18 protein-coding genes are annotated in these 24,030 nt (G+C 73.7%); 9 read left to right on the top strand and 9 right to left on the bottom strand.

The window, feature by feature from the left end; genetic code table 11:
- Positions 1–159: 159 nt before the first annotated feature.
- The 6 genes from ACFYZA_RS38275 to ACFYZA_RS38250 all read left to right on the top strand — a co-directional run bounded on the left by ACFYZA_RS38275 (position 160) and on the right by ACFYZA_RS38250 (position 9,795).
- Entirely contained in the window at positions 160–3,774 is a 3,615-nt protein-coding gene (locus ACFYZA_RS38275) for an SCO5717 family growth-regulating ATPase (protein ID WP_388494893.1), read from the top strand.
- A 219-nt stretch (positions 3,775–3,993) separates the two neighbouring features.
- Complete coding sequence (locus tag ACFYZA_RS38270; protein ID WP_388494892.1) at positions 3,994–5,841, top strand: ABC transporter substrate-binding protein; 1,848 nt, start codon at positions 3,994–3,996, stop codon at positions 5,839–5,841.
- Between the two features lie 3 nt (positions 5,842–5,844).
- Positions 5,845–6,912 (top strand): ABC transporter permease, encoded by a 1,068-nt coding sequence (locus ACFYZA_RS38265; protein WP_388494891.1) that lies wholly within the window; start codon positions 5,845–5,847, stop codon positions 6,910–6,912.
- Positions 6,909–7,823, top strand: a complete 915-nt coding sequence (locus ACFYZA_RS38260) for an ABC transporter permease (protein WP_382598417.1) — start codon at positions 6,909–6,911, stop codon at positions 7,821–7,823. Before ACFYZA_RS38265 ends, ACFYZA_RS38260 begins: the two co-directional genes overlap by 4 nt.
- On the top strand, positions 7,820–8,788 hold the full coding sequence (locus ACFYZA_RS38255) for an ABC transporter ATP-binding protein (protein WP_388494890.1): 969 nt from the start codon (positions 7,820–7,822) through the stop codon (positions 8,786–8,788). Before ACFYZA_RS38260 ends, ACFYZA_RS38255 begins: the two co-directional genes overlap by 4 nt.
- Entirely contained in the window at positions 8,785–9,795 is a 1,011-nt protein-coding gene (locus ACFYZA_RS38250; protein ID WP_388494889.1) for an ABC transporter ATP-binding protein, read from the top strand. The genes ACFYZA_RS38255 and ACFYZA_RS38250 overlap by 4 nt, the downstream gene beginning before the upstream one ends.
- Here the strand turns inward: ACFYZA_RS38250 and ACFYZA_RS38245 are convergent.
- From ACFYZA_RS38245 to rimP, 9 genes are all read right to left on the bottom strand, one after another.
- Positions 9,792–10,751 carry a bifunctional riboflavin kinase/FAD synthetase gene (locus ACFYZA_RS38245; RefSeq protein ID WP_382598411.1) on the bottom strand — a complete coding sequence of 320 codons (960 nt, stop codon included), beginning with the start codon at positions 10,749–10,751 and terminating at the stop codon, positions 9,792–9,794. The two genes, ACFYZA_RS38250 and ACFYZA_RS38245, sit on opposite strands and share 4 nt — an antisense overlap.
- 44 nt (positions 10,752–10,795) lie before the next feature.
- The gene (locus ACFYZA_RS38240) at positions 10,796–14,374 is read right to left on the bottom strand and encodes a trypsin-like peptidase domain-containing protein (RefSeq protein WP_388494888.1); all 3,579 of its coding nucleotides are present in this window, start codon (positions 14,372–14,374) and stop codon (positions 10,796–10,798) included.
- 183 nt (positions 14,375–14,557) lie between these two features.
- Complete coding sequence (gene truB / locus ACFYZA_RS38235; RefSeq protein WP_382598407.1) at positions 14,558–15,463, bottom strand: tRNA pseudouridine(55) synthase TruB; 906 nt, start codon at positions 15,461–15,463, stop codon at positions 14,558–14,560.
- Positions 15,460–15,903, bottom strand: a complete 444-nt coding sequence (gene rbfA / locus ACFYZA_RS38230) for a 30S ribosome-binding factor RbfA (protein ID WP_100578009.1) — start codon at positions 15,901–15,903, stop codon at positions 15,460–15,462. The genes truB and rbfA overlap by 4 nt, the downstream gene beginning before the upstream one ends.
- Positions 15,904–15,937: 34 nt before the next feature.
- Positions 15,938–16,231, bottom strand: coding sequence for a DUF503 domain-containing protein (locus ACFYZA_RS38225; RefSeq protein WP_100578008.1), 294 nt, complete (start codon positions 16,229–16,231; stop codon positions 15,938–15,940).
- A 180-nt stretch (positions 16,232–16,411) separates the two neighbouring features.
- Positions 16,412–19,576, bottom strand: a complete 3,165-nt coding sequence (gene infB, locus ACFYZA_RS38220) for a translation initiation factor IF-2 (protein ID WP_388494887.1) — start codon at positions 19,574–19,576, stop codon at positions 16,412–16,414.
- A 148-nt stretch (positions 19,577–19,724) separates the two neighbouring features.
- Entirely contained in the window at positions 19,725–20,003 is a 279-nt protein-coding gene (locus tag ACFYZA_RS38215; RefSeq protein WP_382598403.1) for a YlxR family protein, read from the bottom strand.
- A gap of 117 nt (positions 20,004–20,120) precedes the next feature.
- Positions 20,121–21,110, bottom strand: coding sequence for a transcription termination factor NusA (gene nusA, locus ACFYZA_RS38210; protein ID WP_167152895.1), 990 nt, complete (start codon positions 21,108–21,110; stop codon positions 20,121–20,123).
- A 2-nt stretch (positions 21,111–21,112) separates the two neighbouring features.
- The gene (gene rimP, locus ACFYZA_RS38205; protein ID WP_382598401.1) at positions 21,113–21,661 is read right to left on the bottom strand and encodes a ribosome maturation factor RimP; all 549 of its coding nucleotides are present in this window, start codon (positions 21,659–21,661) and stop codon (positions 21,113–21,115) included.
- 237 nt (positions 21,662–21,898) lie between these two features.
- On the opposite strand from rimP, the gene ACFYZA_RS38200 reads away from it, so the two are divergent.
- Genes ACFYZA_RS38200 through ACFYZA_RS38190 form a run of 3 tightly spaced genes read left to right on the top strand, consistent with a single transcriptional unit; the run spans position 21,899 to position 23,753 of the window.
- Entirely contained in the window at positions 21,899–22,369 is a 471-nt protein-coding gene (locus ACFYZA_RS38200) for a hypothetical protein (protein ID WP_388494886.1), read from the top strand.
- Entirely contained in the window at positions 22,369–22,815 is a 447-nt protein-coding gene (locus ACFYZA_RS38195) for a ferritin-like domain-containing protein (protein WP_382598397.1), read from the top strand. Before ACFYZA_RS38200 ends, ACFYZA_RS38195 begins: the two co-directional genes overlap by 1 nt.
- A 38-nt stretch (positions 22,816–22,853) precedes the next feature.
- Entirely contained in the window at positions 22,854–23,753 is a 900-nt protein-coding gene (locus ACFYZA_RS38190) for an aminoglycoside phosphotransferase family protein (RefSeq protein ID WP_388494885.1), read from the top strand.
- The last annotated feature ends 277 nt before the right edge of the window (positions 23,754–24,030 follow it).

Below are 24,030 nucleotides of genomic sequence, written 5' to 3'. Positions count from 1 at the left end.
CCGTACGTTGCGGACGACGCGGCGCTCGCGGTGGGACAGGGGGCGGGCGACCGCGCACGACTCCGCGCCCCGCACACGGGGGCTGCCCCGCCCCGGCCCGTACATGCCCAGGAAACCCACGGCCCACGACCCGGTCACAGGCGAAACGAAAGGAAACCGGTGAACAGCGACCAGGACCAGTTCCGCACCGGCGGGAACGCGCGCGACGAGAATCGGTCCGACGCCGATCCCGAGACCACGGGTGAGTTCACCATCGACTACACCCCGCCCGCCTGGTATACGCAGGGCGCGCAGGACACCCCGCCCGCTCCGGCTCCCGCGCCCGCCCCGGCTCCCGCACCGGCTCCGTTCGGTGAGCAGGGTGGAGGCACGGGGGCCCCGCTTCCGCCGCCGCCGAGCGGCGCGCCGCTGAACGTGCCCGGCCTTCCCGACGACGGCGGCTGGCAGCCGCACTGGGCCACCACGCCCCCGGCCCCGGCGGCCCCGGCCACTCCCCCGCCCGCCTTCCCGGCACCGGCACCCCCGGCCCCGCCCGCGCCGACGCCCGCGCCGGAGGCCGAGCGCCGCACGGGCGAGGGCCAGGCCTTCGGCGGCGGCGACATCGAGAGCGGCGCGACGATGCGGTTCTCGCCCTCCGCCCTGAAGCGGGAGTTCGAGCAGCTCGAAGCGGCGGCGGCCGCGGCCCGTGGCGAAGCCCCGGCCGCACCGACCCCGCCTCCGGCACCGGCCTCACCGCCCACGCCGGCACCGGTTCCTGACGCACCGTCAGCCGATGCGCCCGCTCACGAGCCGGCCCCCGAGTCGCCCGTGCCTGCCTCGGCGGAGGACGCCGCCACCGGCATCGACACCGGCATCGACGCGGAGACCCCCGAAAAGCCCGAGGCCCCCGAAGCCTCCGAAGCCCCCGCCAAGGCGGGCGCCCCGTACGCCTCGTACGCCTCGGCTTCCGACGACCCGGTCGCCTCGGCGGAATCCGAGGATGTGGACGTCGCCAACGTCTTCGACGATTTCGACCCCTTCAACGAGGGGCCCAACCGGCGTTCCAGCGGTACGCCGTTGGCCCCGGCGCCCGTCGAGGAGGCGCCCGAGGCGTCGACCGCAGAACCGGCCGAGGAATCGGCCGGGCAATCGGCCGAGGAGCCGGCCGCCGAGGAGGACGGCCTCCCCTCGCCCGGCGACGCCTTCCAGGACAGCGCCCCGAGCAACAGCGCGCCGGACCAGAGCGCGCCGAGCGACAGCCCGGCCGCGCCGGAGCCGGCACCTTCGCCGTTCGATGCCGAACAGCCCCTCGATGCCACGTCCACGGCCGCCGCCCCCACCGACGCCGTCCCGGCTGAAACCACTCCCGCCCCGGCCACCCCGGAACCCACGCCGGTCGCACCGGCCGCCGAAGCGGCCCCGATCGCCGACGCGGCCCCGATCGCGGACGCGACTCCCGTCCCGGACGCGGCCCCGGTCGCGGACGCCGTCCCCTCGGACGCCCCCGCCCCCGCCCCCGCCCCGGCCTCAGCCCCGGGACCGGCCTCCGCCTCCGCCTCGGCCCCGGCCCCGGAGCCTCAGGACGCGCCCCCCGTCGATCAGCCCTGGGCCGCGTCCGCCGTGCCGCAGCCCGGACTGCCGCCGCTGCCCCCGGCGTTCCAGCCCGCCGCACCGGCGGCCGCCCCGCAGTGGCCGGTACAGCCGCAGGCGCAGCCGGCGCCGGGCCCGTTCCCGGACCAGGCCGCACCGGCCGCCCCCGCGTGGCCCGCGCAGCCCCAGCCCCCTCAGGAGCAGGGCGGCTACGGCTTCCCCCAGCAGGGCCAGCCGGGTCAGCAGGGCCAGTCCGGTCAGCCGGTTCAGCCCCTGGCGACCCCGCAGCCCGCCCCGAACTCGCCCTCCGCGCAAGGCGGTTACGGCTTCCCGCACCAGGCTGCCGCCCCGGCCGCCGAAGCCGCCGCCCAGCAGGGCGGGTACGGCTTCCCGCAGCCGGCCGTGGCCCCGCCCGCGGCGCACGACGCCCCGCAGGCGCCCGCGCCCTTCGCCGGCCCCAACTCGCCGGAGCAGCAGGGCGGTTACGGCTTCCCGGGGCCCGCGGCCGTCCCCCCGGCCGCGCCCCAGCCGCAGCCCGGGCCGATGCCGGGGCCCGCGCAGCCCCAGCCCCCTCAGCAGCAGGGCGGCTACGGCTTCCCCCAGCAGGGCCAGCCCGGCCAGCCCATACAGGCACAGCCGGCGCCGCAGGGCCCGGTCGACCCGCACGCCCAGGCCGCGCCGCCCGTCGACCCCCGGTCCGGCACCTCCTGGCCCGCCCCGATGGCGCACGACCAGCGGGAGCGGTCGAACCCGGGCGCTCCGCTCGGTTACACGGCCGCCGTCGAACTGTCCTCGGACCGGCTGCTGCGCAACAACAAGCCGAAGGCGAAGAGCAGCCGTGGTCCGGCGGCCGGGGCCTCGCGCTTCAAGCCCGGGGCCAAGAAGGAGGAGGCGGCCCGGCTGCACAAGCTGGACCTCATCCGGACGCCCGTCCTGTCCTGCTACCGGATCGCGGTCATCTCCCTCAAGGGCGGCGTCGGCAAGACGACCACGACGACCGCGCTCGGCGCGACCCTGGCCACCGAGCGCCAGGACAAGATCCTGGCGATCGACGCCAACCCGGACGCCGGCACGCTCGGCCGCCGGGTGCGCCGCGAGACCGGGGCCACCATCCGCGACCTGGTCCAGGCGATCCCGTACCTCAACTCGTACATGGACATCCGGCGGTTCACCTCGCAGGCGCCGTCCGGCCTGGAAATCATCGCGAACGACGTCGACCCCGCCGTGTCCACGACGTTCAACGACGAGGACTACCGGCGCGCGATCGACGTCCTGGGCAAGCAGTACCCGATCATCCTCACCGACTCGGGTACGGGTCTGCTGTACTCCGCGATGCGCGGAGTGCTCGACCTCGCCGACCAGTTGATCATCATCTCGACGCCGTCGGTGGACGGCGCGTCCAGCGCCTCGACCACGCTGGACTGGCTCTCGGCGCATGGCTACGCCGATCTCGTACAGCGTTCCCTCACCGTCATCTCCGGCGTCCGCGAGACCGGCAAGATGATCAAGGTGGACGACATCGTGCAGCACTTCCAGACACGCTGCCGCGGTGTGGTCGTGGTGCCGTTCGACGAGCACCTGGCGGCGGGCGCCGAGGTGGACCTCGACATGATGCGGCCCAAGACCCGGGAGGCGTACTTCAACCTCTCGGCGCTGGTGGCCGAGGACTTCGTGCGCGCCCAGCAGCAGCAGGGGCTGTGGACGGGGGACGGCCTGAACCCGCCCCCGCACATGGCCCCTCCGATGCCGGGCCATCAGGGCGCCCCCGCCCAGCCGTTCCCCGGCCAGGTCCAGCCGCAGCCGGGTCAGCCCTACCCGGGCCAGCCCCAGCCGGGCGCGGCCCAGCCGGGGCCCTACCCCGGCCAGCCCTACCCGCCCCAGGGTCAGCCGGCGCCGGGCCGGCCGTTCCCGCAGCAGGCGGGGCCCGGGCAGCCGTTCCCGCCGCAGGGCCAGCCGCAGCCCGGTCAGCCCTTCCCGCAGCAGGGTCCGCCCCAGCCGGGTCCGCCGTACCCCGGCCAGCCCTACCCGGGTCAGCCGTACGGGGCACAGCCGGGTCAGGCGCCCGCGCCGCAGCCGGGGCAGGCCGCCCCCGGCGAGCCGTACCCCAACGCCCCGCAGCCGCCCGCCGGTTGGCAGCCCCAGCCGCCGACGGGTGAGGACGGTGGCGGACACGCTCCGCAGCCGCCGTCAGCCCCTCAGCAGTAAGGCGTCAGAGGACTGGACCAATGAGGGCCCACACCATGTGAACGGTGTGGGCCCTCTGGCGTTTTCGCAGACCAAATGGCCTGCGATGCGCCGTTGACACGTCTAGACCACCGCTGGTAGACCTGCGCCCACACCGGCCGCCACCTCCTGTTCAAACGGCGCTCAACCTGCGATCAACCCTGCTTTTCCGTGCGAGTGATGACGCGAGGTCACCGTCCCATGGCAAGAACAGTTCCATCGCACACGACCGTGCGACCGTCGCGGCTCCGCCGCCTGCCGGCCGTGGGCGCCGCCGCCCTCGCGCTGTCGGCCGGGGCCGTGTTCCCCGTCCAGGGCGCGGCGGCCGACGACGCCAAGAGCGGCGAGAAGGTGCTCACCGTCGCCGTCTCCCAGAGCGTCGACTCGCTGAGCCCCTTTCTCGCCCAACGCCTTGTCAGCACCAGCGTGCACCGGCTGATGTACGAGTACCTGACGAACTACGACGCCAAGGACGGCCACGCGATCCCGGGGCTCGCCACCGCCTGGAAGACGTCGCCGGACAAGCTGACCTGGACGTACACGATCCGCAAGGACTCGAAGTGGTCGGACGGGCAGCAGGTCACGGCGGACGACGCGGCCTGGACGTTCAACAAGCTGATGACCGACAAGGGGGCCGCCACCGCCAACGGCAGTTATGTAGCGAACTTCAAGAGGGTCTCCGCCCCCGATCCGGCGACGCTCGTCGTCGAACTGAAGCGGCCCCAGGCGACGATGACGGCCCTGGACGTGCCGATCGTGCCCCGGCACGTGTGGGAGAAGGTCGGCGACTTCACCAAGTTCAACAACGACCAGCGGTTCCCCGTCGTCGGCAACGGGCCGTTCGTCCTGACCGACTACAAGGTCGACCAGTACATCAAGCTGAGGCCCAACAAGAGCTTCTGGCGGGGTGCGCCCAAGTTCGACGAGCTGGTCTTCAAGTACTACAAGGACAATGACGCGGCGGTCGCGGCGCTCCAGAAGGGCGAGGTGTCCTTCGTGTCCAACTTGTCGCCCGCGCAGGCCAGTTCACTGAAGTCGGCGCCCGGCATCAAGGTCAACGACGCCCCCGGCCGGCGCTTCCTCGCGCTCGCCACCAACCCCGGCGCGCAGTCCAAGGACGGCACGAAGTTCGGCGACGGCAACCCGGCACTGCTCGACCCGAAGGTGCGTCAGGCCCTGTTCGCGGCGGTCGACCGCAAGACGCTCGTCGACAAGGTGTTCCAGGGCCATGCCGTCGAGGGCGAGGGCTACGTTCCGCCCCGGTTCGGCGACTACTTCTGGAAGCCGGCCGGTGATCAGAAGATCGCGTACGACCCGGCGAAGGCGGCCGCGCTGCTCGACCAGGCGGGTTACCGCACGGGCGCCGACGGCAAGCGGGTCGGCAAGGACGGCAAGCCGCTCGGCCTGCGGCTGCTGTGCCACGCCATCGACCCCAACGACAAGGCGGTGAGCAAGTACCTCCAGGAGTGGTGGGGCAAGCTCGGCGTCGGCCTGACGGTGGACTGCGTCGACAACGTCACCGATCCCTGGACGGCCGGCGAGTTCGACCTGGCCCTGGACGGCTACTCGGTGAGCCCGGACCCGGACTACGTCCTGTCCATCCACACCTGCGCCGCGCTGCCCGCCACCCCGAAGGCGACCGGCCAGACGGACGACTTCATCTGCGACCAGCGGTTCGACGAGCTGTACGCGAGGCAGTTGGCCGAGTACGACACCGCCAAGCGGGCGGACCTGGTCAAACAGATGGAGTCGCGGCTGTACGACACCGGGTACATGAACGTCATGGCGTACCCCAACGCGGTCGAGGCGTACCGCACCGACCAGATCCAGTCGATCACCACGATGCCCGAGGCCGCGGGCAACATCTACGGTCAGGACGGCTACTGGAGCTGGTGGTCGGCGGTCCCGGCGAGCGGCTCGGCCGCGAAGCCGGGCGGCGGCTCCTCGGCGGGTGTCGTGCTCGGCATCGTCGCGGGCGTGATCGTCCTCGCCGGGATCGGCTCCTTCCTCGTGCTGCGCCGTCGCGCCGGCGCCGACGACCGCGAGTAGGCCATGACGACAGCGAGTCCGGCCGACACCCCCGCGGTGGTCGCCGAGGTGCGCACCGAGCCGCGCGGCCGCCGTTTCGCGGCCGCGGGTCCCGCGCTCACCTATCTGCGCCATGCGGGCGGCAAGCTGGCGGGGGCGGTGGTGTCCCTGTTCGCCGTCCTGGTCACCAGCTTCTTCCTGTTCCGGATCATCCCCGGCGACCCGGTCCGCACCATGACCCACGGCCGTCAGGTCTCCGCCGATCAACTGGCCAACCTGCGCAGCCAGTTCGGGCTCGACCTGCCGCTGTGGCAGCAGTTCACCCACTACTGCGGCAACGCGCTGACCGGCGATCTGGGCACCTCCTACCAGTTCCACGCGCCGGTCGGCTCGCTCATCGCCGAGAAGCTCCCGGCGACACTGCTCCTGACCGGGACGGCCGTCGTCCTGTACTCGGCGCTCGGCATCTGGCTCGGCACCCGCTCGGCGTGGCGCAGCGGCGGGCTCGGCGACCGGTTCAACACGGGGCTCGCCCTGACCCTGTGGTCGGTGCCCTCGTTCTGGCTGGGGCTGCTGCTCATCATCACGTTCTCGGTGGGCGCGGGCCCGGTCCCCGGCCTGTTCCCGACCGGCGGCATGGAGTCGGGCGACACGAGCGGCTTCGGTCACGTCCTGGACGTGGCGCACCACATGGTCCTTCCGGTGCTGACCCTGGTCGCGGTGCAGTACGCGCAGACCCTGCTCGTCATGCGGTCCTCGCTGCTCGACGAGATGGGCGGCGACTATCTGACGACGGCCCGCGCCAAGGGGCTGCGCGATGCCGCGGTGCGCCGCCACCACGCCGTGCCCAACGCCCTGCTGCCCACGGTCACGATGCTGTTCATCAACCTGGGCCATGTGGCGGCCGGTTCGATCCTGGTCGAGACGGTGTTCTCCTGGCCGGGTCTCGGCGGGCTCTTCTACCAGGCGCTGAGCGTGCCCGATCTCCCGCTGGTGCAGGGCCTGTTCGTGGTCTTCGCCGGCGCGATGATCGTGATGAACCTCCTGGCCGACCTGCTGTATCCGCTCCTCGACCCTCGGGTGGCCCGATGACCACGACCGCCGCACCCGGCAACGACGGGACGGGCTCCCTCGCCTGGGCGCGCCGGCGCGATTCGCTGGCCCGTTTCTGGCGCTCGTACCGCACCCACCGGGCGGGTCTGTACGGTCTGGCGGGCCTGGCCGCGATCGCGCTGATCGCGCTCACGGCGCCGCTCACCGTCGGCGGGGACGTCCAGAGCGTGACCAGTGCGCCCGGCTCGGCCCTGGAGTCGCCGAGCGGTCAGTTCCCGCTCGGCACCGACCAGTTCGGGCGTTCGCTGCTGGGCCTGCTGATCTGGGGGGCGCGGATCTCGCTGGCGGTCGGGTTGCTCGCGGCGGCGCTGAGCGTGGCGATCGGCACCCTGGTCGGCATCCTCGCCGGGCACTACGGCGGCTGGCTCTCGACGGCGCTGATGCGGATCACCGACTGGTTCCTGGTGATGCCGACGCTGGTGCTCGCGATCGTGCTCGCCACCGTCATGTCGCACAGCCTCTGGACGGTGATCCTGGCGATCGGCGTGACGTCCTGGCCGACGACGGCCCGTCTGGTGCGGGCGCAGACCATCGCGGTCGAGTCGCGTCCCTACATCGAGCGGGCCCGCGCGCTCGGCGGCGGGCACGGGCACATCATGTCCCGGCACGTGCTGCCGAACGTGATGCCGCTGGTCCTCGCGCAGACCACGCTCGGCATCTCCAACGCGATCCTCACCGAGGCCACCCTCGCGTTCCTGGGCCTGGGCGATCCGACGGTGGTCTCCTGGGGCGGGATGCTCCAGGACGCCCGTGAGGCGGGCGCGGTCTCCTCCGGGCACTGGTGGTACCTGGCGCCGCCCGGTATCGCGATCGCGCTGGTCGCCCTGTCGTTCACGCTCTGCGGCCGTGCCGTGGAGGCCGTGCTCAACCCGAAGCTGGGGGCCCGATGAGCCTGCTGGAGATCAGGGACCTGCACGTCACGTACGGGAACGGGGCGCGGGCCGTGCGCGGTGTCGACCTGACCGTCGCGCCCGGCCAGAAGCTGGGTGTGGCGGGCGAGTCGGGCTGTGGGAAGTCGACGCTGGCGATGGCGCTGCTGCGGCTGCTCCCCTCGTCGGCCACGCTGACCGGGTCGGTGCTGCTCGACGGCGAGGACGTGCTCGGCATGCGCTGGGGGCGGCTGCGGGCGGTCCGCTGGGCGGGGGCGTCCATCGTCTTCCAGGGGGCGATGCACTCGCTGAACGCGGTGCACCGGGTCGGCGACCAGATCGCGGAGCCGATCCTGCTGCACGGTCTGGCCGGGCCGGACGCCGCCCGTGCCCGGGTCCGCGAACTCCTCGAACAGGTCGGGCTGCCCGCCGCCCGCGCCGACGCCTACCCGCACGAGCTGTCCGGCGGCCAGCGCCAGCGCGTCATGATCGCGATGGCGCTGGCCTGCGCCCCCGAACTGATCGTCGCCGACGAGCCGACGACCGCCCTCGACGTGATGATCCAGGCCCAGATCCTGCGTCTGATCGAGCGGTTGGTGGCCGACCAGGGCATCAGCCTGCTGATGATCAGCCACGATCTGGCGGTGCTCGCCGACACCTGCGACCGGCTCGCGGTGATGTACGCGGGCCGCGTCGTCGAGGAGGGCCCGGCACGCCAGGTCTACGGGGCGGCCCGGCACCCGTACGGCCGGGCCCTGTCCGCCGCCTTCCCCCGCATCGGCGACCCGGCCTCACGCCGGGCGCCCCGGGGCCTGCCGGGCGATCCGCCCGACCCGTCCGCGCTGCCGTCGGGCTGTACGTTCCATCCGCGCTGCCCGGTCGCGATCGGCGTCTGCGCCTCGGACGACCAGCTGCTGCGGGAGGCGGGCCCGGAGCACCGGGCGGCCTGTGTGCACGCCGATTCCCTGTCGAGGAGTACCGCATGACCACCACCACGGCTGCCCTCCTCGCCGCGTCCGCGCTGCACGTCACCTTCCCCGGGCGGCGCGGCGCCCCGCCGGCCCGGGCGGTCGACGGTGTCGAACTCACCGTCGGCGCGGGCGAGATCGTCGCCCTGGTCGGCGAGTCGGGCTGCGGCAAGACGACGCTCGCCCGCACCCTGCTCGGTCTGGTCGCGCCGACCGGTGGCACGGTCGCCTTCGACGGCAGCCCCCTCGACCGCCACGCCCGCGCGCTCAAGGCGTACCGCAAGCGCGTCCAGCTGGTGCTTCAGGACCCGAGCGGCTCGCTCAACCCCCGGCACACGGTGTACGACGCGGTCGCCGAGGGCCTGCGCATCCACGGATCGCCGGACGACGAGCGGGAGTTGGTGTCCCGCGCGCTGTCGCGGGCCGGTCTTCGCCCGCCGGAGCGGTTCTTCCTGCGCTATCCGCACGAGCTGTCGGGCGGCCAGCGCCAGCGCGTGGTGATCGCGGGCGCGCTGGTCCTGGACCCCGAACTGATCGTCGCCGACGAGCCGGTGGCCTCCCTGGACGCGTCGGTGCGCGGCGAGATCCTGGCGCTGCTGCTGCGGCTGCGGGACGAACTCGGCCTGTCCGCGCTGGTAGTGACGCACGACCTGGGTCTGGCGTGGAACATCGCGGACCGGGTGGCGGTGATGTACCTGGGCCGCATCGTGGAGACGGGCCCCGTCGAAGACGTTCTGACGAACCCTCAGCACCCTTATACGCGGGCCCTGTTGTCGGTGCTTCCGGAGTCCCCGGGCGACCCGGTGGTCCTCACCGGCGAGCCCCCGGACCCCTCCCGCATCCCGGGCGGCTGCCGCTTCCACGCCCGCTGTCAGGTGCTGGCCTCGGGCGAGGCGGAGCGGGCGGGCGTCGCCGACCGCTGCCGCACCGAGGACCTGCCCGTCCTGGCGGGCGGCACGGCGGCACAGGTCGCCTGCCACTGGGCCACCGCGCGGGCGGGGGCGGTACCACCCCCGGCGCCCTAGTCGCGCCCGGCCTCGTACGCCTCGATCAGCTCGCTGGAGCGCTTCACGTCGTTGCCGATCGCTTCGAGGAGGTCCTCGATGGAGTCGAACTTGGCCATGCCGCGCACATAGGCGAGGAAGTCGACGGCGACGTGCAGCCCGTACAGGTCGAGGCCGACGCGGTCGATGGCGTACGCCTCGACCGTGCGCTCTGTGCCGTCGAACTGCGGGTTGGTGCCGACCGAGATCGCCGCGGGCATCCGCTCGCCCGCCGCTGTGAGCCAGCCCGCGTACACGCCGTCCGCGGGGATCGCGGTGTGCGGCAGGGTCTCGACGTTGGCCGTGGGGTAGCCGAGCTCGCGGCCGCGCTGGGCGCCGCGCACCACGACGCCCTCGACGCGGTGCGGGCGGCCGAGGATCTCGGCAGCGCCCTCGATGTCGCCCTCGGTGACGAGGCGGCGGGTCAGGGTGGAGGAGAACGGCTCGCCGCCGCCCGCCTCGCCGCGCACGCGCAGGTCGATGACCTCGACCTCGTAGTCGTAGCTGCGGCCGAGCTCGGCGAGGACCTCGACGTTGCCCGCGGCCTTGTGTCCGAAGCGGAAGTTGGGGCCTTCGACGACGAGCTTGGCGTGCAGCTTGTCGACCAGGACCTTCACCACGAAGTCGGCGGCGGAGAGCTTGGAGAACTCACTGGTGAAGGGGAGGATCAGGATCGCGTCGACGCCGAGCTCCGCCATCAGTTCGGCGCGCCGGTGGTGCGGGGCCAGCAGCGGCGGGTGGCTGCCGGGGCGCACGACCTCGCTGGGGTGCGGGTCGAAGGTGACCACGACGGACGGCACGCCCAGTTCGCGGGCGCGCTCCACGGCCCGGCCGATGATCAGCTGGTGTCCGCGGTGCACCCCGTCGTAGGAGCCGATGGTGACGACGCTGCGTCCCCAGTCCTGGGGGATGTCCTCCAAGCCACGCCAGCGCTGCACTGTGACCGCTCCTCGAACCCGTGTACGTCGTTGACCCTTACGCGTTATGCAGGTCTAAGACTGCCATGCCCGGCGGCCCGGGATCGCATCGGCATGGGACTGCCCAGCGTCTCCACCGCGCGGCGGGCGCCCGGACCGACCACGGCGGCCCACTCGTGCGGTGCCTGGACCAGCCATCCGGCGACCTGCGCGGCGAACCCCGGGACCTCCTCGCACAGCTCGACCAGGAGCCGGTCGAAACGGGCCGCGCCTTCGGGCGTACGGACGAACAGGAGCGCGGTGCGGTGGACGAGGTCACGGGTCCGCGCCTCGGCCCGCTCCCCCGAGCCGTGCGCCGCGGCCGCGAGCAGCGCGTCGGCCACGGCCGGGCCGTGCGAGGCGCGGCGCTCGTATTCGAGCAGGACGTCGAGCAGCTCGGCGCGCAGCGGGCGCGAGGCGCGGGTGCCGGGGGCGGCGAGGACGGGGGCGAGCGCGCGCCGGACGGGGTGGGTGGGGCCGCGCAGCAGGCTGGTCACCATCGGGAAGAGCACCGCGCGGGCCGCCGGGCCGTATTCGAGCCGGCGCTCCACGAAGGCCGCCGTGTGTCCGGCCGCTTCGGGGTGGCGCTCGACGTGTTCCTGGACGAGGGCCGCGGCGCGGCGGGCGAGGGCGGGGGTGTTGATCTCGGCGAGCGCGCCGAGGACGTCGGCCGAGCCCGCGCCGCCGTGCTGGAGCCGGGTGCGGAGGGCGGCGAGCACGGGTTCGGGGTGGGTGGTGAGGGCGGTGGCGAGGGCGCCGGCGGGCAGCGAGGGGTCGCCTTCGGTGTAGGCGGCGAGCGCCCGGTCGAGGTAGCGGGCGCGGGTGCTCGGGTCGCGGACCAGGAGGGCGAGCGCGGCCCCGTGCACGGGCGTGTCCTCGGGGCGGGCGAGCAGCGCGAGGGCCGCGTAGCGCAGCAGGTCGCGGTCGGCGGGGGTGCGGATGCCCAGGGCGACGCGCGGCCCGTAGACGGCGGCCGCGGCGCGGCGCTCGGGCCGGTCGTCGTGGGCCCAGCGGTCCACGGCCCGGCACAGCGCGGACGGCTCGTCCTCGGCGAGCTGGGCGAGGAGTTCCTCGGCGCGGACGTGGCCGGTCGCCACGAGGGCCTCGGTGAGGTCGTCGACGGCGAGCGCCCGGCGCGCGTACAGCAGCGCCTGTGCCGCCCGCGCGACGGTGGGACGCACCTCGGTGCCGGGCGCCACCGGCAGCGCCCGCTCATCGCCGAACCAGCGGCACAGCAGCGGCTGTACGGTGCGGGGTTCGGCGGCGAGCCGCCGGTCGGCCGCGTCGAGATAGCGCTCCCAGCCGGGCGAGGCGCCGGGCACCCCGTCGGCGGGCACCAGGCGGCGCAGGAGGTCGAGCCTGCTGTCCTCGCCGAGGCGCAGCCGCGTCCAGAACCACGGCCCGAACTCCCCGAGCGCGCCCAGCCCGGCCGGGCCGCCCGCGCGCAGGGACCGGTGGCTGATCCGGTCGGCGAGCAGCCGCAGCACTTCCTGGTAGGGCCGTACGTCGGGGACGCGCAGCAGGGTCTCGGTGAGGAGGTGGACGGCCCACCACTGGGCGTCCGCGAACCGTTCGCCGTCCGCGCCCTCGGCCGGTGGCCGGTCGAGAGCTGTCACCAACTCCGCGAGTTTCAGGGCGAGTTGAGTTGATCCGTGATGGCTGCCGAGCAGCAGCATGGCCTCCAGTACGGGCCCGATGCGGTGCCGGGGCACCGGCAGGGAGCGCTCGGCGGGGGCGGCTCCCGAACCCGGCGGGGGCGGTACGTGGCCGCCGGGCACGCCGGCTCCGAGTGCGGGCCGGGAGGGCAGCCGTACGACGGTCCCCGGGTCGCTCCCGTCGTACCAGCGGTGCACCAGTGCGTGGAGGGCGGCGTCGAGGTCGAGGTGGGCGGCCTGCACCCAGTCGGCGAGTTCCTCGTGCGCGAAGCGGTAGCCGGATCCGGCGGGCACGAGCAGACCCTCGGTGAGCACGGCGGCGGCCGATCCCGTACGCCACGGGAAGATCTCCTCGAACGACTCCCGGTCCAACTCTCCCTGGCCGGGCCCGAGGCAGCGCCGGGCCGCCTCGTGCACCTGTCCGCCGACGCGGGCGGCGAGCCGTGCGACCGCGGTGCCGCGCACCGGCGGGCGGGCCGAGGCGGCGACGCGTACCGCGATCCGCAGGCACATCAGGTCGAGGTGCGCGGCGAAGACCTCCTCGCGGTCCGGCTCTCCCTCGATCTCGCCGGGCAGCGCGCCGCACACCTCGGCGAGCAGCCGCAGGGTGAGCGGGTGCCGGGCGTCGCGGTCGCCGAGCACGCCCTCCGCGATGCCGTAGCGCTCGCGGGCCCGGGCGGCCTCCGCGCGGCCGAGGTCGCCGACGCGCACCCCGTCCGGGAGGCGGGGCAGCGAGGCCGGGTGCAGGGCGCGTTCGGGGTAGTGGGCGCCGGCCTGCTCCCAGTGCTCGGGCCGGCAGGCGACGACCAGGCGCACCCCGGCCGCCCCGAGCCACTCCACCGTCCCGGCGGTCCACTCGGCCAGGCGGTGGGCGAGGACGGGCGGCATCTCCTCGGGCCCGTCGAGCAGGACGAGCAGCGGCCGGCGGGCCTCGCGGGCGAGCCGGGCGAGGCGGTCGGGGGTGGCCGCCGCTTCCTCGCCGCGCGCCACGGACGCGGCGACGATCCGGGCCGCCTGGTCGAGGGCGCGGCCGACGGCGTCGGCGACCGAGGCGTCGTCGGCACGCAGGTCGGCGCCGCGCAGCCACAGCGTGGGCGCGGGCTCGGCGCCGTGGGCCCGGCGGGCGGCGAGGGCCGCGAGTTCGGTGGTGCGGCCGGTGCCGGGGTCTCCGACGAGCCCGAGCACGAGGGCATCGCCGGTGGCGAAGGCGGCGAATTCCTTGAGCGTGGCGCGCCGTTCGACAGGATCCGGGCGCGGGCCGGGGCCGCCGGCGGAGCCCACGGAGGTGGCGGTGAGCTGGAGGGCGCCCGCCAGGTTGAGGTCGGCGCCGTAGGCGGGCACGGTGGCGGCGTTGCGGCGCAACAGGTCGGCGAGCGGGCCCTGTTCGGCGCGCAGCGGCATCGCGAAGCCGGACGCCTGGTGGGCGGCGTGCAGTGCGGTGCCGACGACGCCGAGGACGGCGCCGGTGACGAGGTCGACGACGGGTCCCCCGCTGGCCTCGCCGCCGAGCCGCATGGCCTCGCTGCCGGCCGTGCCGATCGCCAACTCCAGTACGCCGCCCAGGAGATGGAAGCGGTCGGTGGCGGTGTAGGTGACGGCCGAGGTGCCGAGCACCCGGGCCTCGCGCCAGCCGTGGGCGGCGACCCGCACATAGCTGCCCGTTTCGATCCCGGTGCGCGAGGAGACCGGCAGCGGCCGCACCCCGAGCCCGTCGGTGCGGACCAGGGCGAGGCCCGTCTCGGGCAGGGGGGTCAGGTCGTCGGCCTCGGCGAGCCAGGTGCGTTCACCGGGGGCGTGCAGCACGACCCTGCTCAGCCCGTCGACGGCCTCGTGACTGGTGACGACGGTCCCCCGGTCGTCGGCGACGAAGCCCGTTCCCCGGGTCCTTCCGGCCAGGTCACAGATCCGTACGAGCGTCTCCGCGCCCTCGCCGCCAGCCCCGCGTCCCATGTCCGAAACGGTAGTTCTGGGGTGATCCGCCCGAGAAGAAGATCGGGGGAAAGCGCCCCCCTGCGCTCCCGCGGTTCACTCCGAGCGCCTGCCCGTAGGGGTGAATCGCCGGGGCGGCGCGGATAGACCCCTTGCGAGGGGGATCGTGGAGCGGGCCGTCCCGCCCGCTCCACGGTGGGCGGCTCAGCCGAACACGGCGAGGCTCTTGGCCTTGCCCTTCTGGCTCTCGACGAGCGCGAGGAACGTGCCCTCGGGCCCGAACACCCCGACCGGCTTCCCGGTCTCGTACTCGTCCGGCATGTCCAGGCGTACGCCGTTGAGCAGCAGCGAGCCGCGCCGCGCGTCGACGTCCCAGCGGGCGAAGGCGGCGGCCGCGGCCGTCGCCACCGGCATCACGGTGAGCGACTCCTGGAGCTGGTCCAGGGTGCGGGCCGCGTCCAGGCCGTAGGGGCCGACGCGGGTGCGGCGCAGCGCGGTGAGGTGGCCGCCGACGCCGAGCGACGCCCCGAGGTCGCGGGCGAGCGCGCGGATGTAGGTGCCCGAGGAGCAGACGACGGACACGACCAGGTCGACGACGGGGGTGCCGTCCTCGGCGACGGCCTCGCGGACGTCGTAGACGCGGAAGGAGGACACGGTCACCGGGCGGGCCGGGATCTCGAACTCCTCGCCGCCGCGCACCCGCGCGTAGGACCGCTTGCCGTCGATCTTGATCGCGGAGACCTTGGACGGCACCTGCATGATGGCGCCGGTCAGCTCGGCGACGCCGGCGTCGATGCCCTCGCGGGTCACCTTGGAGGCGTCGGTGGACGAGGTGATCTCGCCCTCGGCGTCGTCGGTCACGGTGTCCTGGCCGAGCCGGATCGTACCGAGGTACTCCTTCTCGGTCAGGGCGAGGTGGCCCAGGAGCTTGGTGGCCCGCTCGACGCCCAGGACGAGCACACCGGTCGCCATCGGGTCGAGGGTCCCGGCGTGGCCCACCCGGCGGGTTTTCGCGATGCCACGCATCTTGGCCACGACGTCGTGCGAAGTGAAGCCCGACGGCTTGTCGACAATGACAAGGCCGTCGGGCGTCTTTGCTGCGGTGCTCATGCGGAGGCGTCGTCCTCGTCGCCGGGCTTCTTGTACGGGTCGGCGTCACCGGCGAACTGGGCGCCCGAGGACACCTCGCGCACCGCGGCGTCGGAGGCCCGTGCCTTGTCGAGGAGGTCCTCGATGGTCTTGGCGTTCTCGGGGAGCGCGTCCGCGATGAACGTCAGGGTGGGCGTGAACTTGGTGCCGGCGGCGGAGCCGACCGCGGAGCGCAGGATGCCCTTGGCGCTCTCCAGGCCGGCCGCGGCGGCGGCCCGGTCCTCGTCGTCCCCGTACACCGTGTAGAAGACCGTGGCCTCCCGCAGGTCGCCGGTGACCCGGGTGTCCGTGATGGTGACGTGCGTTCCGAGGCGCGGGTCCTTGACGCCACGCAGCAGCTTCTCGGCCACCACCTCCCGGATGAGGTCCGCCAGCTTCTTCGCCCGCGCGTTGTCGGCCACTGGTCCTTCTCCTTCTCAAGCCTTGCTCAGTGTTTCAGTCTTCGTCGCTGTGGAGCCTGCGTCTCACCGAGAGCAGCTCCACCTCGGGCCGGCCGGCGACGAGCCGCTCGCACCGGTCGAGTACGTCTGTGAGGTGCCCCGTGTCCCCGGACACCACCGCGAGGCCGATCTCGGCCCTGCGGTGCAGATCCTGGTCGCCGACCTCGGCCGCGCTCACCGCGAACTTGCGTTGGAGCTCGGCCACGATCGGCCGGACGACGGAGCGTTTCTCCTTCAGCGACCGTACGTCGCCGAGGAGCAGATCGAAGGACAGTGTCCCCACATACATGTATGTCCGGATGTCCCGCCGGTACGGGCTGGAGGACCCCGCCAAAGTCTTGGCGGGGACATCTAGAACCGTACCGGAACGGCCGGGGCCGATCGACGGAAATAATCTTCCCGCCGATCGGCCCCGACTTCGCGTTCCTCAGGAGGCCGCGCCTCCAGGGGTACGGATCGGCTGCACGGACTAGCCGCGCGGCTTCTCGCGCATCTCGTACGTCGCGATGACGTCGTCGATCTTGATGTCGTTGAAGTTTCCGAGGTTGATACCGCCCTCGAAGCCTTCGCGGATCTCGGTGACGTCGTCCTTGAAGCGGCGCAGACCGGAGATGTTGAGGTTCTCCGCGATGACCTTGCCATCGCGCAGCAGGCGCGCCTTGGTGTTGCGCTTGACCTCGCCCGACCGGACCAGGACACCGGCGATGTTGCCCAGCTTGGACGAGCGGAAGATCTCGCGGATCTCCGCCGTGCCGAGCTCGACCTCTTCGTACTCCGGCTTGAGCATGCCCTTGAGGGCCGCTTCGATCTCTTCGATCGCCTGGTAGATGACCGAGTAGTACCGGACGTCGACGCCTTCGCGGTCCGCCATCTGGGCCGCGCGGCCCGCGGCGCGGACGTTGAAGCCGATGACGATGGCGTCGGAGCCGGTCGCCAGGTTGATGTCCGACTCGGTGACCGCACCCACACCGCGGTGCAGGACGCGGATGTCGACCTCGTCGCCGACGTCGAGCTGGAGCAGCGAGGACTCGAGAGCCTCCACCGAACCGGACGCGTCGCCCTTGATGATGAGGTTGAGTTCCTGCACCAGACCGGCCTTGAGGGCCTCGTCCAGGTTCTCCAGGGAGAACCGCACACCCTTGCGGGCGAAGCGGACGTTGCGCTCACGGGCGGCACGCTTCTCGGCGATCTGACGGGCCGTACGGTCCTCGTCGACGACCAGGAAGTTGTCGCCGGCGCCCGGGACGTTGGTGAGACCGAGGACGAGGACCGGGGTCGAGGGACCCGCCTCTTCCACGTTCTCGCCCTTGTCGTCGAGCATCGCGCGGACTCGGCCGTACGCGTCGCCGACCACCATGGTGTCGCCGACCCGCAGGGTGCCTCGCTGGACCAGGACGGTCGCGACGGCGCCGCGGCCCTTGTCCAGGTGGGACTCGATCGCAATACCCTGCGCGTCCTGCTCCGGGTTGGCCCGCAGGTCGAGCGAGGCGTCGGCGGTGAGGACGACGGCCTCCAGGAGGGACTCGATGTTGAGGCCCTGCTTGGCGGAGATGTCGACGAACATCGTGTCGCCGCCGTACTCCTCGGCCACCAGACCGAACTCGGTGAGCTGACCGCGCACCTTGGTCGGGTCCGCGCCCTCGACGTCGATCTTGTTGACCGCGACCACGATCGGCACGTCGGCCGCCTTGGCGTGGTTCAGCGCCTCGATCGTCTGGGGCATCACACCGTCGTTCGCCGCCACCACGAGGATCGCGATGTCGGTGGACTTCGCACCACGGGCACGCATGGCGGTGAACGCCTCGTGACCCGGGGTGTCGATGAAGGTGATCTTGCGGTCCTCACCGTTGACCTCGGTGGCGACCTGGTACGCACCGATGTGCTGCGTGATGCCACCGGCCTCGCCCGCGACGACGTTCGTCTTGCGGATCGCGTCCAGAAGGCGGGTCTTACCGTGGTCGACGTGACCCATGACGGTCACGACCGGCGGACGCGCGACGAGGAGCTCCTCGCCACCCTCGTCCTCACCGAACTCGATGTCGAAGGACTCGAGCAGCTCGCGGTCCTCCTCCTCGGGGCTGACGATCTCGAGAATGAAGTTCATCTCGTCCGCGAGCAGCTTCAGCGTCTCGTCGGAGACCGACTGCGTGGCGGTGACCATCTCGCCGAGGTTCATCATCACGCCGACGAGCGACGCCGGGTTGGCGCCGATCTTCTCGGCGAAGTCGGTCAGCGAGGCACCGCGCGACAGGCGGACGGACTGTCCGTTGCCGCGAGGCAGCATGACGCCGCCCACCGACGGGGCCTGCATGGCCTCGTACTCCTGGCGCCTCTGACGCTTCGACTTGCGGCCACGACGGGCGGGCCCGCCGGGACGGCCGAAGGCACCCTGCGTGCCACCACGGGCACCGGGGCCGCCGGGACGGCCCTGGAAGCCGGGACGACCGCCGAAGCCGCCGCCACCACCGGGAGCGCCGCCACCCGGACGGGGGCCGCCGAAGCCGCCGCCGCCACCGGGACGACCGCCGCCACCGGGACCGGCCGGACGGCCGGCGAAGCCGCCGCCGCCACCGGGACGACCGGCACCGCCGCCCGGACGGCCACCGGGGCCGCCGGGACCACGGCCACCGGGGCCGCCACCGGGACGCGGGCTCGCAGCGGGACGCTGCGGCATCATGCCGGGGTTGGGACGGTTACCGCCGGGAGCACCACCGGGTCCACCGGGGCCGGGACGTGCGCCGCCCTGCGGACGGGGCATGCCGCCCGGGCTCGGACGGGCGCCGCCCTGACCCTGCGGACGCGGAGCGCCGCCGGGGCCGCCCTGCGGACGCGGGGCACCACCGGGGGCACCGGCACCGCCGTGGCCACCGGCCGGCCGGGGTGCGCCGCCGCCGGGACGGGGCGCCTGCGGGCGCGCCATTCCGGTGGAGCCACCCGAGGTGAAGGGGTTGTTGCCGGGGCGCGGACCGGCCGGACGGGCACCGCCCGGACGGGGAGCACCCTGGCCCGCGGGGCGGGCCGGACGGTCGCCGCCACGGCCACCGTCGCGCTGGCCGCCGTCGCGCTGGCCACCGTCACGCTGACCGGCCGGGGCCGGACGGGCGGGACGCGGGCCGGGGGTGGCACCGGCGGGACGCGGGGCCTGCTGGGGCGCCGCGGGCTGGGCCGGAGCCGGAGCCGAGAACTCGGCGGCGGGCACCGGGGTGACCGGGGCCGGCTTGGCCGGGGCGGGCTTCGGACCCGGGCGGGGGCCCGAGGCGGCCGGAGCCGGAGAAGCCGGAGAGGGGGTGCTGCTCGCCGGGGCCGCGGGGGCGGCCGGGGCCGCAGGCGCGGCGGGAGCCGGCTTGGGGGCCGGAGCGCCGGGCTTCGGGGCAGCGGGACGTGCCGCGGCGGCCGGGGAGGGCGCTGCGGGCTTCGAGGGCGCGGCCTTGCGGGGCGCGCCGGGCTTGGCAGCGGACTTGCCGGCGTTGCCGCCGGGCCCCTGCAGTGCGTCAGTCAACTTGCGTACAACCGGCGCCTCGATCGTCGAGGACGCCGAACGGACGAATTCACCGAGTTCTTGGAGCTTGGCCATGACGACCTTGCTCTCAACCCCGAACTCCTTGGCGAGTTCGTATACCCGGACCTTAGCCACTTCGCTCCTTTTAGGTCCGGGTTACCGCCGGACCGTCGCTACTTCATGGGCGTACTCATCGCGTACTCATCGAGTGCTCATCGCAATCTCGACCTACTTCCAACTCGCGAGGTACCTGACCGCACGGGATTCCGTGCCGTACTTCTTCTTACGTTGCTGCCTGCTCGACGTACTTCCGCACGTCCGCGGTGTCGAGCGCTTCCCTGGACCGCAAGGCCCTGGAGAACGCCCGGCGGCGGACCGCCTGGTCGAGACAGACCGAGGCGGGGTGTACATACGCACCCCGGCCGGGCAGCGTACCGCGAGGATCAGGGGCGCAAGCACCCTCGACCGCCACGATGCGCAGCAGATCGCTCTTGGCCGCTCGCTCCCGGCATCCCACGCAGGTTCGCTCAGGGCAGGCGCGGGCGTGCGTCCGGCCAGACACGTTTAAGTCTACCTCCCCGCACCGACCTCACCCCTTTGGGGCAAAAATCGAACGGTTGTTGTCCAGAAAAGCTCACCCTGCCCCGCTGAACGGGGGCAGGGCCACTTCTTATTCCCGTCAGTCCTGGTCGGGCTGCTCGGTGTCCGGGCGGATGTCGATGCGCCAGCCGGTGAGGCGGGCGGCGAGCCGGGCGTTCTGGCCCTCCTTGCCGATGGCGAGGGAGAGCTGGTAGTCCGGCACGGTCACCCGGGCGGAGCGGGCCGCGAGGTCCACGACCTCGACCTTGGAGACCCGGGCCGGGGACAGCGCGTTGGCCACCATCTCGGCCGGGTCGTCCGACCAGTCGACGATGTCGATCTTCTCGCCGTGCAGCTCGGCCATGACGTTGCGGACCCGGCCGCCCATCGGGCCGATGCAGGCGCCCTTGGCGTTGAGGCCGCTGCGCGTGGAGCGCACCGCGATCTTCGTGCGGTGGCCGGCCTCGCGGGCGATCGCCGAGATCTCCACCGAACCGTCGGCGATCTCCGGCACCTCGAGCGCGAACAGCTTCTTGACCAGGTTGGGGTGGGTGCGCGACAGCGTCACCGACGGGCCGCGCACGCCCTTGGCCACCCGTACGACGTACGTACGAAGGCGCAGACCGTGCGTGTACTCCTCGCCCGGCACCTGCTCCTGCACCGGCAGCATGGCCTCCATCTTGCCGATGTCGACCAGGACGTTCTTCGGGTCCTTGCCCTGCTGGACGACGCCGGTGATGACGTCGCCCTCACGGCCGGCGAACTCGCCGAAGGTGATGTCGTCCTCGGCGTCGCGCAGCCGCTGCAGGATGACCTGCTTGGCGGTGCTCGCCGCGATCCGGCCGAAGTCCGACGGGGTGTCGTCGAACTCCTTGGCCTCCTGGCCCTCTTCGAGGTCGGCCGGGTCTTCCTTCGCCCACACCGTGACATGACCGTTCTCACGGTCGAGCTTCACTCGCGCACGCCGGAAGCTGCCCTCGGTGCGGTGGTAGGCGATGAGGAGCGCCGACTCGATCGCCTCGACCAGCAGGTCGAAGGAGATCTCCTTCTCCCGGACCAGACCCCGCAGGGCACTCATGTCGATGTCCACGGCTACGCCTCCTCTTCGTTCTGAATGTCGTTCAGGATGTCGTCCCTGCTGTCTTCCGCGATCTCGTTCTTTCCGTCCTTGCGGCTGAACTCGATCTCGACCCGCGCCTTGGCGATCTCGGCGAAGGCGATCCTGCGGGCGGTGGGCTTGCGCCCCTTCACACCCGGGATCTCGGTGTCGATGCCTTCTTCGTCGGCCTTGAGGATCCGAGCGACCACTTCGCCGCCGTCGTGCAGCTGGAGCCGGGCGAGCCGGCCGGTGGCCCGCAGGTAGTGGCGCGGCTCGGTGAGCGGGCGCTCGGCGCCGGGGGACGTCACTTCGAGTACGTACTCGTCCTCGCCCATCGCGTCGCTCTCGTCGAGCAGCTCGGAGACGGCCCGGCTCAGCTCGGCACAGGTGTCCAGCTCCACGCCCTCGTCGGAGTCGACCACGATCCGCAGCACGCGCCGGCGGCCCGCCCGGGACACCTCGATCTCCTCGAGGTCCAGATCCTTCGCGCTGACGAGCGGTTCAAGAAGACCGCGCAGCCTGTCGCTCTGGGTCGTGCTCATCCGGGTGACTCCTCGGCCGCGTCTGCTGTTGTGGGGGGTCGTCGTCGCGTACGGCGGCCGTCGTGTCGACCGCCGCCGTTCAGATCAAAGGGTATCCGGTCCGGGAGGGTGTTGCCGTCCACGGCCCGGGGCCCGCGGGTACGCTCGCCTGCGGTGATCACTCGGTCACCGGCGGACCGGCACACAGGGGAGAGACACGTGGGGCACCCGGGGACCACGCGAAGGCGTGTGCTGGCCGTGACGGGAGCGGCGGCCGCCGGCCTGCTGGCCGGCTGCTCGGACGCGGGCGGCGGACGCGACTCCGCGGCGGCGGAGCGCGAGGCGGCGAAGCGGGCGGAGGCGGCGCTGCGCGAGCGGACCTCGGCGGCGAGCCGGGCCCTGGTCGGCCAGTACGACGCGGTCCTCGCGATGCACCCGGCGCTGCGCGACCGTCTCGCGCCGCTGCGCGACCAGGCCGCCCAGCACGGCACCGCCCTCGCGTCCGCCCCGGCGGCCGGCCCGAACCCGACGGCCACCCGGGCGCCCGGGGTATCCACGGTTCCGGCGGACGCCGACGACGCGCTCAAGCAGCTCGCGGACGCCGAACGCCGCACCTCCGACGCCCAGTTGGCGGCCGTGGCGGCGGCCCCGCCGGAGCTGGCCAGACTGCTCGCCTCGGTGGCCGCCTCCGGCGCGGGGCACGCCTACCTCCTCGGCGGGGGTGCCTGATGGCACAGCCCCTGGACGCGGCACAGGCCGCGCTCGCCGCCGAGCACGCGGCGGTGTACGGGTACGGGGTGCTCGGCGGCCGGCTCTCGGACGTCCGCGCGGCCGAGGCCCGCGACGCCCTCACCGGGCACCGCTCCCGCCGCGACCTGCTGGCCCGTACGGTGCGTGACCTGGGCGGATCGCCGGTGGCGGCGGCCGCCGCCTACGCGCTGCCGTTCGCGGTGCCGGACGCGGGCGCCGCGCTGCGGCTCGCCGCGGACCTGGAGGACCGGGTCGCCGCTGTGTACTCCGACCTGGTCAGGTCCGCCGAAGGGCCGCTGCGCCAGGAGGCCGCCGCCGCCCTGCGGGAGGCGGCGGTGCGGGCCGTGCGCTGGCGGGGCGGCAGCGTAGCCTTTCCTGGGCTCGCGGAACGCCCGAGCGCACCGGTACCACCGGCCAGTACCTGAGTTCCACCGGCTAGACCTGAGCAAGGGGCATTACACGCATGGCTTTCGAACCGCCTGAGCGGCTGGTCCGCGCGCTCGGCGAGACGTACGGGGACGCGCTGGCCGGGCCCTGGCTCGGCCGGCTGCCGGAGCTGGCCGAGGAGTCGGCCGCCCGGCGCGGGCTCGCCGTCGACCGGGTGCAGGCGCCCGGCGGACGTTCCAGCCTGGTCGCCCTCGTACGCCGTGCGGACGGCGCCCCGGCCGCCCTCAAGGTCGCCCCTCCCTTCGCCCGGCCCGACCTGGAGCGCGCCGCGCTGGCGCACTGGAACGGCTGGGGCGCGGCCCAGTTGATGGAGGAGGGGGCGCCGGACGACGCGCTGCTCCTGGAGCGGCTGCACCCCGAGGTGTCGCTGCGCTCGCTGCCCGAGGCGAAGGCGCTCCTCGAAGCGGCCGGGACGGTACGGCGCCTGTGGGTCGAGCCGCCGGGCGGCCACGGTTTCGAGACGGTGGCCGAGCGCACCGAGCGCCAGAGCGTGCCGATGCGGGCCGCGCGCGACGGTGAACTCGCCCCGCTGGTGTCGGCCGCGCTCGTGGCGCGCGACGAACTCGCCGCGTCCGCAGGCGAGTTGATGCTGCTGCACGGCAACTTCCGCCAGAGCAAGGTGCTTTCGGGCGAGCGCGCGCCGTGGCTGACGGTGGGTCCGGAACCGTTGGTGGGTGAACGCGCCTATGACCTGGCGCGGTTGGTGCGCGACCGGGTGGAGGACCTGATCGCGGCGCCGAGCGGGGCGTCCTCGGCCCGCCGCCGCGTCAGGAAGCTCGCCGACTCGCTCGACGTGGACCCGGAGCGGCTGCACGGCTGGACGCTGTTCCGCGCGGTCGAGTCGGGCCTGCGGGCGGGGGCGGCGGGCCGCCACCGCGAAGCGGAACTCCTCCTGGAATTCGCGGGCTGGCTGTAGCCCACGCCCCTTCGCGGGGCCCGCCGCGGCGGGGCCGAGCGACAACTCCGGTCCACCTGGAGGGGCGCGGGGAACTGCGCGACCAGCCACGCACGGCCCGCACCCGACGGACTCTCCCCCCGGAGGGTTGCGGGAAGGGGCGGGGCGACTCCCGGGGTGGGGGGGGGGGGCGCCCCCCCCCCGCCCCCCCCCCCCCCCCCCGGGGCCCCCCCCCGCGGGGGCGCGCCCCCCCCCCCCGCCCCGCCCCCGCCCCCCCCCCCCCCCCCGCCCACAGCGA

This window comes from Streptomyces sp. NPDC001828 (assembly GCF_042892175.1).
In the GTDB taxonomy this organism is placed as follows: domain Bacteria; phylum Actinomycetota; class Actinomycetes; order Streptomycetales; family Streptomycetaceae; genus Streptomyces.
Note: the sequence above shows the minus strand (reverse complement) of the source record. Positions and strands in the feature narration are given on the sequence as shown.